The following is a 14,967-nucleotide window of genomic DNA, read 5'->3' on the forward strand; positions in this document are numbered from 1 at the left end:
CCTGATGGATGAGTTTTGAACTAACGGGTAAAGGAGGATACGTTTTTTTGCAACCACAGAAGAATCCGGGTTTCTTGACGAAAGTGAAGCGGGACAAATACCTGCTGCTGCTGCTTCTGCCCTGTGCTCTGTATTACATCATCTTTAAGTACGTTCCCATATTCGGCATTTCGATCGCCTTTATGGACTACAACCTATTTAAGGGGATCACGGAGAGTGACTGGGTGGGTTTCAAATATTTCAGCATGTTTTTTAATACGCCTGATTTCTGGCCTGTTCTCAGAAATACATTCCTGCTGGGGTTATACAAGCTGATCTTCGGCTTTCCGGCACCTATCATCCTTGCTTTACTCATTAATGAAGTGAGCAAGTCGTTTTTGAAACGGTTTGTCCAAACGGTCAGTTATCTCCCGCACTTCATATCCAATGTCGTTGTAGCGGGGATCGCGGTTATGTTCCTGTCCCCGACAGGCGGGGTAGTCAACCAGCTGCTGAGTGCCGTCGGACTCGAACGAATCAACTTTTTGGTTGAGGCCTCCTGGTTCAGGTCGATCTATGTAACGACCGACGTATGGCAGCATATCGGATGGGGGACCATCATTTATTTGGCTGCTTTGACGGCAATCGATCCGCAGTTATATGAAGCGGCACGGATGGATGGGGCTAACCGGTGGAAGCAGGCGCTGAACATTACGCTTCCCGGCATTGCGCCTGCAATCGTGATTATCCTAATACTTGATATCGGAAAAATACTGGAAATCGGCTTTGAGAAAGTATACCTGCTCGCAACTCCCGCCACTTATGAGACAGCTGATATTATATCGACCTACGTGTACAGGGTCGGCTTAACGCAAGGCAACTACAGTTATGCCACGGCGATTGATCTGTTTACCGGCATCATCAGCTTCATCTTCATTATCGCGGCGAATTCGTTCAGCCGGCGGGTTAGCGGAAGCAGCATCTGGTAAAAGGAGGAACATGATGAAACCGAAATGGAATTGGTTTGACGCGCTCAATGCCTTGATCCTTTCCGGGATCGTGCTCGCATGTCTGTATCCGTTTGTTTATATGCTGGCCGTGTCCCTGAGCGATTCCGCATCCATCGCCTCCGGGGAAGTATGGCTATGGCCGAAGGGTTTCAATCTGGATATGTATCAGTACGTGTTCGAGGACGGTCGGGTTCTGAAAGGATATAAGAACACGCTGATTTACGTGATTTCAGGGACCGCCATTTCTTTGATTGTAACGGCACTAGGGGCTTATGCGCTGTCCAAGACCAAGATGGTCATGGGCAAACCGATCCTGATGCTGATCGTCTTTACGATGTTTTTTAACGGCGGGATGATTCCGACGTTTCTGGTCGTGAAGGAGCTGGGCTTTGTCAACACCATATGGGGCATGGTACTGCCCGGAGCGGTAGGTACCTGGAATCTGCTCATCATGCGGACTTTCTTCATGGGCATGCCTCAAGAGCTCGAGGAATCCGGAAAAATAGATGGACTGTCCGAAATCGGGATTTTCTTCCGGATTGTGCTCCCGCTATCCAAGCCGGTGCTGGCCACCATCGGCTTGTATTATGCCGTCGGGATGTGGAATAACTTTATGGGGCCGCTGCTGTATCTGCGGGATGCCGATATGCAGCCCCTTCAGGTCATTTTAAGAAACATCGTGCTGTCGGGGCAATTGACGGGGACGGATGGTCCGGTTGTAGGCGATATCGTGGTGGTGGAGGATGGCTTGAAATTCGCTACCATTATGGTCTCTACCTTGCCGATCCTGCTTGTCTATCCGTTTATACAGAAGTATTTTGTAAAAGGGGCTTTGATAGGCTCGGTTAAGGGTTAGCGTTAAAGGTAAAGCGGTCGGCCGCTCACCTGTGTGTTATCGGATCCAGTTGGTTTTCCGGTAATCACCCGGTGTTTGGCCGGTTATTTTTTTGAACATGCGGATAAAGGAAGTGACATTACGGTAGCCGATCCGGTTGCCAACTTCCTGAATCGGCATATTTGTCGTCTGCAGCAGTTCTTTCGCTTTTGTTATTCGAATCGCATTCAATTGGTCGCTAAAGTTGCTCCCCGTCTTCTCTTTAATATACCCGGACAGATAAGTTGGCGACATGTTGAGTTTAAAGGCGAGCTGCTCGAGTGATATATCTTCAGCGTAATGGGACTCCAAATAATGAATGACATATTGAATGATATCGTAATGTTCCTCCCGTTTCAGACGGATCGCATGGGCTGCATGGGCAAGCTCGTCGAGCAGGATATCCCGGTATTGCGCGGGTGTTACGCTATAAGCAAGCTTTTGTGCGTAATCCGGAAGGGCGTCGATATTGATTTTCAGCAGTTCTACTGTCCTTCTCATGCGGACCGAGACCGATTTGGCAAAGTGGCTTAGTTGATCGGCCGTGGCCTCTTGCCGCTGCAATCGATCCAGTGCGCGCTCAATGAGCGATTGGCAGCTGCTCTCGTTGCCAGCCTGTAAATTCACGTAAAATTCGTGTTCCTGCTCGGCAGTGAATCCTGTTACATCTTCACGGTGTTCCTTCTCCCAGATAATCTGGGTTTCCTCTATCGGCATGGCTTGCTGCAGGAGCGACATGGCTTCTGCATAAGCCCGGTCAAAATCAGAGGTTTGCTGGAATACGGACGAAACTGCAATATTCACGAGATAGGTGCTTTGATCCTGATCAAAAATCTTTTTGAGCTGATTGAGACACTGCTGCAGCATGTCAGATTTTTCTTGTGTATACACAATGGATAAAAACTGCTTGCCCTCCATCTGAAGGGTATGGGATATGGGAAACGATTCTTGGAACTGCAGCGTGATCATATCTTTGATCTTGCCGGTTGCCCTTGTCATTAAGGCATCAAGCTGACGCGAAGGGACGTGCCGGTACCTCAACTGATAAACGATAACCATAAATGCACCCTCGCCGACCCAAAGCTCTTTGGAAGCGTTGGTATCAAGGGCAATGTTTTTGAACTGGGCCAAATAATGGTAGCTTGTCAGCAGCGGTTTGGTATGGTCCATCCATTCCTTGATGATCTTTCGTTCATGCTGCAAACCCTTCAGATGGTTGGAAATGGCGCTGAATTCGGCAATACTCCCTTGATATAGCTCCATCTCCGCTTGGCCCAGACCCGTAACCATTCTCTTGAGCGGCAGGTTGATTTTTCGGGAGAAAACCCATGATGCCAGAATACCAATAAGCAGGGTAGCTGCAAATAAGAGTACAGCCATCCAGTTCATGCGGCTGATGCTTTGATTGAGTTCCTTATGCGGAATAACAGAAACGTAGGTAAGACCGGAGCGGGCGCCTTCTTCGAAAAAGTAATAGGTTCCCTTCTCCATCATCCATTCCGATTGGCCGTCCCATTCCGGCAGTGGCAGGGATTTAGCATCCGGAGCGGATTCATACAGGGTTGTTCCCTCCGAGTCCACCAGCAGAAAACGGGAATCGGCCATTCCTTTATATGATTCATACCAGCTTTTCATATTTACGAAAGCGATGATGCTCCAGGGGCTTCCCTGTACATTGGTAATGAGCGGCATCAGCTGCAATTCACTCTTCTCGGTCCCGATGGTGAACGTGCGGGTGGGAAGCATGTGCAGAAAACCGTTTGCGTGATCTTTACGCTTCCAGAATTCGTATGAATAGGATTCGCTTTTGTAGTAATGCTTAAACATGCGGTGATCATCGACGATGCCATCCCGCTCAAGCAGGAAGGAATGATTTTGGTAGTAAATCATGACATTATTTAAGTGGTAGTAGGGCTGGCTTACCAGGGTCCGAATCTGATCCATCACCGTATCCACCTGCAGATAATTGATGCCTTTCTTTCCCCCGGAATCGGCCTGCCTGCTGATATTGCCGACAAATTCAACGTGCTGAAGGTTAAGGAGAAGACTTTTCCATGTGGAGTATTGTTTCTCAAAATGATCGACGGTGTTTCGAATCAGGGTCAGATTATATTTGACAATTTCATTGTTAACATTGCGGGAGTAGAAAGTCATCGACCATAGATTATAGGAGGAGAGCAGGAAAATCACGACGAGAAAATACACGAGCATTTTGACAAATAATGAATGCAGCGGAAAAAATGACTTCAACCAACTCATGCTGAATCTCCTTATAATTGCGTTCACTAATCTTTCAATCATTCTACCGGATAGCAGAAAAAGGATAAAGAGTTTTATTTTACGACACAGTTTAATGCGAACAAAAAGGGATTTAATGGTATAATAGTAATCAATGTACTAATTATTATGGGGAGGGGAGAGGGGTTCGGTATGACAATATTATGGGAAAATATCATCATTACACTAGTTGCAGGATTGTTTGGCATTGCCGTTGTCGTATTGGGGATTGTCGGCTTGATAAGCTTTGCACGAAAAAATAAATGAATTTTACATAATTCTCCAATTTATATCTGGAAGGAATCATACCCATGCCAAATCGAGTGGATAAACTGTGAACTTTTTAAGGTAAGCGTTTTAAAAACATGTTACAATAGCTTGGGTTTAATATATAAAGGTTGACAGGGTAATCTTTCATAGATTAGTTCCGTGTTAGCCAGCCTTGTTCCAGTCATGTTGATAGGAGGATTCGAGAATGAATATCCATGAATATCAAGGAAAACAAGTACTGAAGCAATATGGAGTAGCTGTTCCGAACGGCAAGGTAGCGTTTACGGTAGAAGAGGCAGTTGAAGCTGCACAATCTTTGGGAAGTCCCGTAACCGTTGTCAAAGCACAGATCCACGCAGGCGGTCGGGGTAAAGCCGGCGGCGTTAAAGTGGCGAAGAACCTGGATGAGGTTCGTGCTTATGCTGAAGAAATTCTGGGCAAGGTGTTGGTGACTCACCAAACGGGTCCGGAAGGCAAGGAAGTCAAGCGTCTCCTCATTGAAGAGGGCTGCGATATTCGCAAAGAGTATTATATCGGTGTGGTCGTTGACCGTGCTACCGGCCGTGTCGTTTTGATGGCGTCCGAAGAAGGCGGTACCGAGATCGAAGAGGTTGCAGCAGCAACTCCCGAGAAGATTTTCAAAGAGGTCGTAGATCCAGCGATCGGACTTCAAACGTTCCAAGCACGGAAATTAGCGTATTCCATTAATATTCCGAATGAACTGGTAGGAAAAGCCGTTCAGTTCATGCTGGCCTTGTATAAGGCATTTGTAGAGAAGGATTGCTCTATCGCTGAAATCAATCCGCTTGTCGTAACCGGGGACGGAAACGTCATGGCTCTAGATGCCAAACTCAACTTTGACTCCAATGCGTTGTTCCGTCATAAAGACATCCTTGAGCTGCGCGACCTGGACGAAGAAGACGAGAAGGAAATTGAAGCATCCAAATACGACTTGAGTTACATAGCTCTGGATGGCAACATCGGCTGTATGGTTAATGGCGCCGGTCTTGCCATGGCTACGATGGACATCATTAAGTACTATGGCGGGGACCCTGCAAACTTCCTTGATGTTGGGGGCGGTGCAACAACGGAGAAGGTAACGGAAGCCTTCAAGATCATTTTATCCGATCCTCAAGTAAAAGGAATCTTTGTCAACATTTTCGGCGGCATTATGCGCTGCGACGTTATCGCTACCGGTGTTGTCGAAGCTGCTAAACAGTTGGGCTTAACTCGTCCGCTTGTTGTACGCTTGGAAGGGACGAACGTAGACCTCGGTAAGCAAATTTTGGCTGAGTCCGGTCTTAACATCGTACCTGCTGATTCCATGGCCGACGGAGCACAGAAGATCGTCTCCCTCGTTCAGTAATATTTCATTCCTGAAGGGGCATGGCACGATGGGCTTTGAAAGCCCTGCCGTGCGGTTGCTTTCATTTTCAAATAACAATAGGGGATGTGAATCAATCGTGAGTATTTTGATCGATAAAAATACAAAAGTTATCACGCAAGGGATTACAGGTAAAACAGCCCTTTTCCATGCAAAAGGCGCCTTGGATTACGGTACACAGATGGTCGGGGGAACTTCACCCGGCAAAGGTGGAACCGAAGTCGAAATTACGCTTGAGAACGGTGAAACCGTCAAATTGCCGGTTTACAACACCGTTGAGGAAGCCAAAGCCAAAACAGGCGCAACCGCTAGCGTAATTTATGTGCCCCCGGCTTTCGCTGCGGATTCCATTCTGGAAGCTGTTGATGCCGAGATGGATCTGGTTATCTGTATTACGGAAGGCATTCCGGTGCTGGATATGGTCAAAGTATCCCGCTATATGGAAGGCAAGAAGACTCGTTTGATCGGACCTAACTGTCCGGGCGTTATTACGCCGGGTGAATGCAAAATCGGCATCATGCCTGGTTACATCCATACGCCAGGACATGTCGGAGTTGTATCGCGCAGCGGTACCCTGACATATGAAGCCGTTCATCAGCTGACTGCTCGCGGCATTGGACAATCCTCCGCCGTAGGGATTGGCGGCGACCCGGTTAAAGGGACGGAGTTTATCGATGTATTGAGACTCTTTAATGAAGATCCTAACACCAAAGCGGTTATTATGATCGGTGAGATCGGCGGTACAGCGGAGGAAGAAGCGGCTGAATGGATCAAAGCGAACATGACTAAACCAGTGGTAGGCTTCATTGGCGGGGCAACGGCGCCTCCAGGAAAACGCATGGGCCACGCAGGCGCGATTATTTCTGGCGGTAAAGGGACAGCCAAGGAGAAAATCTCTGTACTTGAAGCGTGCGGTATCAAGGTAGCTCCTACACCTGCTGAAATGGGCTCAACCCTGGTTAGCGTGCTTGAGGAGAAGGGTCTCCTGGAGTCTTGCACGACTCACTAGATCCAGATTTTTATGCAATTCTAGCTAAGGCATAACTTAAGGTAAGCAACCTTTTATTTCCTAAACAGGAAATGAAGGGTTGCTTTTTTGTTTTTGATTTTATATTTTAAGGAGGTCCCGTTATGAAGGTGGATAGCTTACTGCTGATCGCATTGCATGAAAGCGAAGGTGTCGGATGGAAGACCATTAACCGAATCATATCGAACGGTGAGCTGCATGAGGGGTTGCTGTCTTATGATGCGAATGATTGGAGGGCATGTGGTCTGTCTGTCGAAAAAGCGAACAAACTGGCCAAGGACTTTCCTTCCGATGTCGAAAGAAAGCAGATTAATCTGTCGAATGCGGATGATGCCGGGTATCGGCAACATGAAGCCGGGGTATGGAATTTGACAAACCGTTCAAAAATACGTATTATAACAGCCCTCGATGATATTTACCCGGACACGTTACGATCTTCGCCACAGGCTCCTTGGGTGTTGTATTGCATCGGCGATCTACATCTGCTGTCGAGGCCTGGGATTGCGATGGTAGGTACAAGAATGCCTACGGCATATGGGCGCAAAATTGCAACGATGCTATCCGAGGAGTTGGTACGATCAGGGTTCATGGTTGTCAGCGGCATGGCCAGAGGCATTGATAGCGTAGTCCACGATACGGCTTTGCGAAGCGGGGGACTGACAGTGGCGGTTCTCGGAGCCGGCGTTGACGTTATATATCCACCGGAGAACCGATCGCTGTATGAGGAGATCGCGGCTAAGGGGCTTATCATTTCCGAATACCCGCCAGGCACCAAGGCGCTACCGGGATACTTCCCGCAGCGTAACCGGATTATCGCGGGACTCACGCTAGGTACCGTGGTGGTGGAGGCGGATGCCCGCAGCGGATCGTTGATTACGGCGGATTTAGCCCTGGAGGCGGGAAGGGACGTGTTCTCCGTTCCGGGACCTGTTACTTCACCCAAGAGCAGAGGGACTTTGGATTTGATCAAGCAAGGAGCCAAGATGGTCACGGAAGCAAGGGATATAATAGAAGAATATGATTCCCTGTTGCCAAAAGTGGCCTCCGGTACATACAATAAGGAGCGGCGGGCCCCTCGTCAGGAGCAGCCGGATGAACTAGCCGGGTTGACAAATGACGAACGACAAATATACCATATGCTCGAACAGGGTCCCGGGTCGCTGGATGATATGATCGAGCGAACCCGGTGGGATTTTGGACATTTGCATTCAGTTCTGTTATCTTTAATCATAAAAAAGCAGATTACCCAATTACCCGGTGCTATATATAAGATCATTTAATGGGAAAGTTTGAATGTTGGAGAGGAGGATGAACCTGTGGCGGATTCACTCGTCATCGTAGAATCGCCTGCTAAGGCGAAAACGATTGGCAAATATCTCGGCAGCAAGTATATCGTGAAGGCTTCGATGGGTCATGTTCGCGATTTGCCGAAGAGCCAGATCGGGGTTGAAGTGGAAAACGACTTCAATCCGAAATACATTACGATCCGCGGAAAAGGTTCTGTCTTAAAGGAACTTAAGGATGCTAGCAAAAAGGTGAAAAAAGTGTACCTCGCAGCTGACCCCGATCGCGAAGGAGAGGCCATTGCATGGCATCTTGCGCATGCGTTGGAGCTGGACGATACTCAAAGCCTGCGGGTTGTATTTAATGAAATAACGAAAACAGCCGTGAAGGATGCCTTCAAGACGCCGCGCAAAATTAACATGGATCTGGTCAACGCGCAGCAGGCAAGACGTATCCTGGACCGATTGGTTGGTTATAAGATCAGCCCTATTCTATGGAAGAAAGTGAAAAAGGGACTCTCTGCCGGCCGTGTTCAATCGGTAGCCGTCAAAATCATTCTCGACCGCGAGAATGAGATAAGCGCTTTCGTACCGGAAGAATATTGGACCATTACGGCCAGGCTGGCCATTAAAGGATCTGCATTCGAAGCCAAATTCACGCAGCTTAATGGCGCAAAGAAAGAGTTGACCAATGAACAGGAAGTAAATGAAATTCTCGAAGCGATTCGGGATGCTTCCTTCCAAGTCAGTGAAGTAAAAGAGCGAGAGCGTCAGCGCCATCCGTCTCCACCGTTTACAACGAGTTCCTTGCAGCAGGAAGCTGCACGTAAACTTGGTTTCCGGGCTGCTAAGACCATGTCGGTTGCCCAGCAGCTGTACGAGGGCGTCGAGCTTGGCAAGGAAGGCACCGTCGGTTTGATTACCTACATGCGTACGGACTCCACGCGCATCTCAGGGACGGCTCAAGAAGAAGCAAAAGAATACATCACCGAGAAGTATGGTGATCCGTTCGTTCCGGAGAGCCCGAGACAATACTCGAAAAAAGCAGCCAACGCTCAGGATGCGCATGAAGCGATTCGTCCTACATCGGTGCTGCGGGATCCTGAATCCATGAAGCCGTTTATGAGCCGTGATCAGCTCCGCTTGTACAAACTGGTCTGGGAGCGTTTTGTGGCAAGTCAGATGTCTTCTGCAGTGCTGGATACGCTTTCTGTGGATATTGCCGCAGGCAAGACCGTCTTCCGCGCAACAGGTTCGAAGGTTCGGTTCCCTGGATTCATGAAGGTTTACGTCGAAGGCAACGACGACGGGACGACAGAGGAAGATAAATACCTGCCGGAGCTTCATAGTGGCGACATTCTGGAGAAACAGGATATTGAGCCGAAGCAGCATTTCACGCAGCCGCCTCCGCGTTATACGGAAGCACGTCTAGTCCGGACGCTGGAAGAGCTCGGCATAGGGCGACCTAGTACGTATGCACCGACACTGGAGACGATCCAGAAGAGAGGCTACGTTGCCATCGAAGAGAAAAAATTCATGCCAACCGAGCTCGGTGAACTTGTCATTGAGCAGATGGAGCAGTTCTTCCCGGAAATTCTCAATGTGGAGTTTACGGCTAACATGGAAGAGGACCTCGACCATGTGGAGGAGGGCTCCGAAGATTGGGTCAAAGTATTGGCAGAGTTCTATGAATCCTTTGAAAAGCGCCTTGAAGTAGCAGAGGAAGAAATGAAGGAAATCGAAATCGAAGATGAGGTTTCCGACGAGATCTGCGAAAAGTGCGGAAAGCCATTGGTGTATAAGCTGGGCAGGTTTGGCAAGTTTCTTGCATGCTCAGGCTTCCCGGATTGCCGGAATACCAAGCCGATCGTGAAAGATATCGGCGTGGCGTGCCCGAAATGCAAGGAAGGCCATGTCGTGGAACGACGAAGCAAGAAGGGGCGCGTCTTCTTTGGGTGTGATCGTTATCCCGAATGTGATTTCGTATCATGGGATAAACCGTCGACGAAGCCGTGTCCGAATTGCAGCAGCTTAATGGTAGAGAAGAAAAGCAAGCAAGGCATCAAGCTTCAATGTACTTCTTGTGATTATTCCGAAATGGTCGAGGAACAAGACGACGCAGCAGATTTGTAAGGCATACAGGGGGTAATGACGTTGACAGATTCACAGAGGGTTACGGTTATCGGTGCAGGGCTTGCCGGCAGTGAAGCTGCCTGGCAGATCGCTAGCCGGGGCATACCCGTTACATTATATGAGATGCGGCCGGTCGTTAAGACGCCGGCTCATCATACGGACAAGTTCGCTGAGCTTGTATGCAGTAATTCGCTTCGGGCGAACGGTTTAACCAACGCAGTAGGGGTATTGAAGGAAGAAATGCGGATGCTGAACTCGCTTGTCATCGGTTCGGCAGACCGCAATTCCGTCCCGGCTGGCGGCGCATTGGCCGTTGACCGTGACGGTTTTTCGGGAGAAATTACGGAAACTCTGCATCAGCATCCTTTAATTGAGGTTGTAAATGAAGAAATTCAGCATATACCTGAAGAAGGCATCGTTGTTATTGCTACAGGGCCGCTGACCTCGCCCGCGTTGTCATCACAGATTCGTGAGCTGATGGGTGAGGACTATTTCTATTTTTACGATGCGGCTGCTCCGATCGTGGAAAAAGATTCAATTGATATGAGCAAGGTCTATCTGGCATCCCGTTATGATAAAGGCGAAGCGGCTTATCTGAATTGTCCCATGACGGAAGAAGAGTTCGACGCTTTCTATGACGCTCTTATCAATGCCGAAGTCGCTCAATTGAAAGAGTTTGAGAAGGAGATTTATTTCGAGGGCTGCATGCCGATCGAGGTCATGATGAAGCGTGGTAAGCAAACCGCCTTGTTTGGCCCGATGAAGCCTGTTGGATTGGTGAACCCGCATACAGGCAAGCTGCCGCACGCTGTGGTGCAGCTCCGTCAGGATAATGCCGCAGGTACCCTCTACAATCTTGTCGGTTTCCAGACTCATTTGAAGTGGGGCGAACAGAAGCGGATTATTTCCATGATTCCGGGACTTGAGAACGCCGAAATTGTGCGATACGGCGTCATGCACCGCAACACGTTTGTCAATTCGCCAAAATTGCTGGAACAAACCTATCAGGTGAAAACGCGGCCTAATCTGTATCTGGCGGGACAAATGACGGGCGTAGAAGGATATGTGGAATCGGCGGCATCCGGATTGATTGCTGGGATCAATGCAGCAAGAGCTGCTCAGGGGCAGGAGGGGATCGTATTCCCTCAGGAATCAACCATCGGGAGCATGGCCTACTACATAACCCATGCAGATCCAGATAACTTCCAGCCGATGAATGCGAACTTCGGTCTTCTTCCGAGCCTTGAGAAGCGCATTCGCAACAAGAAGGAAAAAAACGAAGCGCTTGCAAGCAGAGCTCTAGACGGAGTACGCGTATTTATTAATGCTAACGAACTAAATACAATCTAATCTTATTTTCTTAGGGAGGTCTTGCCATCATGGAAATGACTTTTCACGCCACTACAATTTGTGCAGTACGGCATAATGGCACAGCAGCTATTGCCGGCGATGGCCAAGTTACATTTGGTGAAAGTGTAGTCATGAAGCAGACCGCCAAGAAAGTGCGCCGTCTTTACCGGGGACAAGTTGTCGCCGGTTTTGCCGGTTCTGTGGCGGATGCAATCACGTTATTTGAGAAATTCGAAGGCAAGCTGGAAGAGCATCATGGAAATCTGCAGCGCGCCGCTGTTGAACTCGCGAAGGATTGGCGTCAAGACCGTGTGCTTCGCAAGCTTGAAGCTTTGATGATTGTTATGGATAAAACCGGGATGCTGCTGATTTCAGGCGGCGGCGAAATCATCGAGCCTGATGATGATGTGCTGGCCATTGGGTCAGGCGGCAATTTTGCCTTGTCGGCAGGACGGGCGCTTAAGCGTCATGCCGGACATATGGAAGCGAAGGATATCGCCAGAGAAGCGCTTCAGATCGCTTCTGAGGTGTGTGTCTATACCAACAGCAATATTATTGTCGAAGAGCTGTAAGGATGCCATACAGCAACATATAGCCATATCAGGGGTGGAGGTATTCGCGATGAGTAAAGAATCGATGACGCCAAGACAGATTGTATCCGAGCTGGATAAATACATCGTAGGCCAGAAGGAAGCTAAAAAATCGGTCGCTGTAGCACTTCGGAACCGCTATCGCCGGAGCTTGCTTACGGATGACGAGCGGGATGAAATCGTACCGAAGAACATATTGATGATCGGTCCCACCGGCGTCGGCAAAACGGAGATTGCAAGAAGGCTTGCCAAGCTGGTTCATGCTCCGTTCGTTAAGGTCGAAGCGACAAAGTTTACCGAGGTTGGATATGTCGGCCGTGATGTGGAATCCATGGTACGGGATCTTGTGGAAACCGCGATCCGGATGGTGAAGCTGGAACGTACCGAGAAGGTTAAGGACAAAGCCGAGGAAATGGCGAACGAGCGGATCGTTCAGTTGTTGGCGCCTTCAACCAAAGGGCAGAAAAGTCAGCGAAATCCCTTTGAGATGCTGTTTGGCGGTGCGAATAACGATACCCAGACCGAAGAAGAGGATGCGGACGATAAGGACGTTAGTCTCAAAGAGAAGCGGAGACAGGTGCGCTTTAACCTGCTGTCCGGTAAGCTTGAAGACGAAACGATTGAGATTGATGTCGAGGATGCTGCTCCAAACATGTTCGATATGTTTGCGGGGCAGGGCAATGATCAGATGGGCATGAACATGCAGGAAATGTTCGGCAATCTGATGCCAAAGCGCACAAAGCGCCGCAAGCTGTCAGTGAAAGAAGCCAGGAAAGTGCTGACGCAAGAGGAAGCAGGCAAGCTCATTGATATGGATGATGTCATCCAGGAATCCATTCGTCGGGCAGAGCAATCCGGCATTATCTTTATCGATGAGATCGACAAGGTTGCCAGCCAGGGCCGCCAATCGGGTCCGGATGTGTCCAGAGAAGGTGTGCAGCGCGATATTTTGCCGATCGTGGAAGGCTCAACGATTATGACGAAATACGGACCGGTAAAAACGGACTTTGTCCTCTTCATCGCGGCAGGTGCTTTTCATATCGCAAAGCCATCGGATTTGATTCCCGAGCTTCAGGGGCGTTTTCCGATTCGGGTGGAGCTCAGCAGCTTGTCACTCGACGATTTTGTATCCATTTTGACCGAGCCGAAAAATGCACTAACCAAGCAATACGTCAATCTGCTGCGTACCGAGGATCTTGAGGTTGAGTTTTCTCCGGAAGCAATACGGGAGATTGCCCAAATTGCGGCTTCGGTTAACCAGAACACGGAGAATATAGGCGCGCGGAGACTTCATACGATTTTGGAGAAGCTCCTTGAAGACCTGTCATTTGAAGCGCCTGAGTTGACGTTGGACCGCATGGTGATCACGCCGCAGTATGTTCGGGAGAAACTTGCCGGCATCGCCCAGGACCGGGACCTGAGCCAGTATATTCTGTAGTCGCATGCATATAGGTCTATATGCCGGGTATGCGAAAGTAAATAATTGTCGATATTCATCCCACTCCTTGCAGCAAGTTGTCGAAGCGCTTTCGCATGTTGGAAGGGATCGGGACGGATTTCGTAATTTTTTGTGAATTTTATGGTCCCCATCAGGACCTACCCTTCGGGAAAAATCGCTTAAATTTTACAGATTTAGTGATACGATTTGCAATAATATAGAAAAAAACCGGATAAAAATGAACACAAAGCCCTTCTTTTTGGTAAAAGATAGGGCTTTTTTCTTATTGTAAAAAGTCCCAATCTTTAAGAAACTTAGTTTATGTGACATCATGTTGTCTTTTTCTACTTAAGACCTAGGTTAGTTCATACGGATTATATGATTTGTCGAAAAAAGAGGATTTAGCTAGGAAGAGTGGAATACCTTTCTGCAAAGTCCAGTCAGGAGGAATGAGCTAGTGAATCTGTTGAATAATAGTTCTTTTCAACGGCTTCAAAGCGGTTTGGATGCAGCTAATCTCAGAAACAATGTGATTGCAAACAACATCGCCAACGTGGATACTCCTCATTTTAAGAGATCCGAGGTATCCTTTGAGAGTCTTCTGAAAAAAGAAATGGATGGGGCCCAATTGTCATTACAGGGCAGAAGAACAGATCCCAGGCATTTTGTCATTGGTTCAACCGGGGGGATTCCTGAGGCTTCGGTCATGAAGGATGGCAGCAGCTCCATGAATAACAACCAGAATAATGTCGATGCAGACAGAGAAATGTCGCTGCTTGCAGAGAATCAGCTCCGTTATAATTCATACATACAAGCTGTCAATGAGCAGATTCGAATGATGCGTACAGCTATTGAAGGGAGATAGGGTTCATGAATATTAGCAATAGCTTCGGTATTAATGCATCAGCTCTAACAGCACAACGGCTTCGAATGGATGTCATCTCCTCCAACATAGCCAATGCGGAAACCACTCGCGCGCGAATCGAGAACGGCCAATCCGTTCCCTATCGTCGAAAAACGGTAGTGTTACAGCCGCAGCAGGAATCATTTGAAGGACTACTTAGAGCTCAGATGAATGGTCAGAATGCGGGACAAGGGGTAAAGGTTGCGCAGGTCCGGGAAGATCAAACCCCGCTGAAACAGGTATATAACCCTACACATCCCGATGCGAATACGGAAGGCTATGTCTTTATGCCTAACGTGGACATTACGAAGGAAATGGTGGATATGATAGCAGCTACCCGTTCGTACGAAGCTAACGTTACGGCGATCAATGCTTCGAAAGCGATGATTATGAAGGCGTTGGAGATCGGTAGATAACAAGTGGAAAATACATAAGCCCATATTGTAGG

12 protein-coding genes are annotated in these 14,967 nt (G+C 48.5%); 11 read left to right on the plus strand and 1 reads right to left on the minus strand.

Going from position 1 to position 14,967, the window contains the following annotated elements:
- Positions 1–8: 8 nt before the first annotated feature.
- The gene (locus tag AK95_RS11345; RefSeq protein ID WP_071220068.1) at positions 9–968 is read left to right on the plus strand and encodes an ABC transporter permease; all 960 of its coding nucleotides are present in this window, start codon (positions 9–11) and stop codon (positions 966–968) included.
- 13 nt (positions 969–981) lie between these two features.
- The gene (locus AK95_RS11350) at positions 982–1,845 is read left to right on the plus strand and encodes a carbohydrate ABC transporter permease (RefSeq protein ID WP_071220069.1); all 864 of its coding nucleotides are present in this window, start codon (positions 982–984) and stop codon (positions 1,843–1,845) included.
- A 36-nt stretch (positions 1,846–1,881) separates the two neighbouring features.
- Here the strand turns inward: AK95_RS11350 and AK95_RS11355 are convergent, their stop codons facing one another.
- A complete protein-coding gene (locus tag AK95_RS11355; RefSeq protein ID WP_071220070.1) occupies positions 1,882–4,122 on the minus strand; it encodes a helix-turn-helix domain-containing protein in 2,241 nt (746 codons plus the stop codon).
- Positions 4,123–4,615: 493 nt separating this feature from the next.
- Between AK95_RS11355 and sucC the strand changes: the two genes are divergently transcribed.
- The 9 genes from sucC to flgC all read left to right on the plus strand — a co-directional run bounded on the left by sucC (position 4,616) and on the right by flgC (position 14,935).
- Positions 4,616–5,776 (plus strand): ADP-forming succinate--CoA ligase subunit beta, encoded by a 1,161-nt coding sequence (sucC, locus tag AK95_RS11360; RefSeq protein ID WP_006211339.1) that lies wholly within the window; start codon positions 4,616–4,618, stop codon positions 5,774–5,776.
- Between the two features lie 97 nt (positions 5,777–5,873).
- Positions 5,874–6,803, plus strand: coding sequence for a succinate--CoA ligase subunit alpha (gene sucD / locus AK95_RS11365; protein WP_071220478.1), 930 nt, complete (start codon positions 5,874–5,876; stop codon positions 6,801–6,803).
- A 122-nt stretch (positions 6,804–6,925) separates the two neighbouring features.
- A complete protein-coding gene (gene dprA / locus AK95_RS11370; RefSeq protein ID WP_071220071.1) occupies positions 6,926–8,101 on the plus strand; it encodes a DNA-processing protein DprA in 1,176 nt (391 codons plus the stop codon).
- A 36-nt stretch (positions 8,102–8,137) separates the two neighbouring features.
- Positions 8,138–10,237, plus strand: coding sequence for a type I DNA topoisomerase (gene topA / locus AK95_RS11375; protein WP_071220072.1), 2,100 nt, complete (start codon positions 8,138–8,140; stop codon positions 10,235–10,237).
- A gap of 15 nt (positions 10,238–10,252) precedes the next feature.
- The gene (trmFO, locus tag AK95_RS11380; protein ID WP_475484346.1) at positions 10,253–11,587 is read left to right on the plus strand and encodes an FADH(2)-oxidizing methylenetetrahydrofolate--tRNA-(uracil(54)-C(5))-methyltransferase TrmFO; all 1,335 of its coding nucleotides are present in this window, start codon (positions 10,253–10,255) and stop codon (positions 11,585–11,587) included.
- A gap of 29 nt (positions 11,588–11,616) precedes the next feature.
- A complete protein-coding gene (gene hslV, locus AK95_RS11385; RefSeq protein WP_006211334.1) occupies positions 11,617–12,159 on the plus strand; it encodes an ATP-dependent protease subunit HslV in 543 nt (180 codons plus the stop codon).
- A gap of 49 nt (positions 12,160–12,208) precedes the next feature.
- Positions 12,209–13,615, plus strand: coding sequence for an ATP-dependent protease ATPase subunit HslU (gene hslU / locus AK95_RS11390; protein ID WP_071220074.1), 1,407 nt, complete (start codon positions 12,209–12,211; stop codon positions 13,613–13,615).
- A gap of 457 nt (positions 13,616–14,072) precedes the next feature.
- Positions 14,073–14,480 carry a flagellar basal body rod protein FlgB gene (gene flgB / locus AK95_RS11395; protein ID WP_071220075.1) on the plus strand — a complete coding sequence of 136 codons (408 nt, stop codon included), beginning with the start codon at positions 14,073–14,075 and terminating at the stop codon, positions 14,478–14,480.
- 5 nt (positions 14,481–14,485) lie between these two features.
- Positions 14,486–14,935, plus strand: a complete 450-nt coding sequence (gene flgC, locus AK95_RS11400) for a flagellar basal body rod protein FlgC (protein ID WP_071220076.1) — start codon at positions 14,486–14,488, stop codon at positions 14,933–14,935.
- The last annotated feature ends 32 nt before the right edge of the window (positions 14,936–14,967 follow it).

Origin of the sequence: Paenibacillus sp. LC231, from assembly GCF_001860525.1 — a bacterium.
In the GTDB taxonomy this organism is placed as follows: domain Bacteria; phylum Bacillota; class Bacilli; order Paenibacillales; family Paenibacillaceae; genus Paenibacillus_AQ.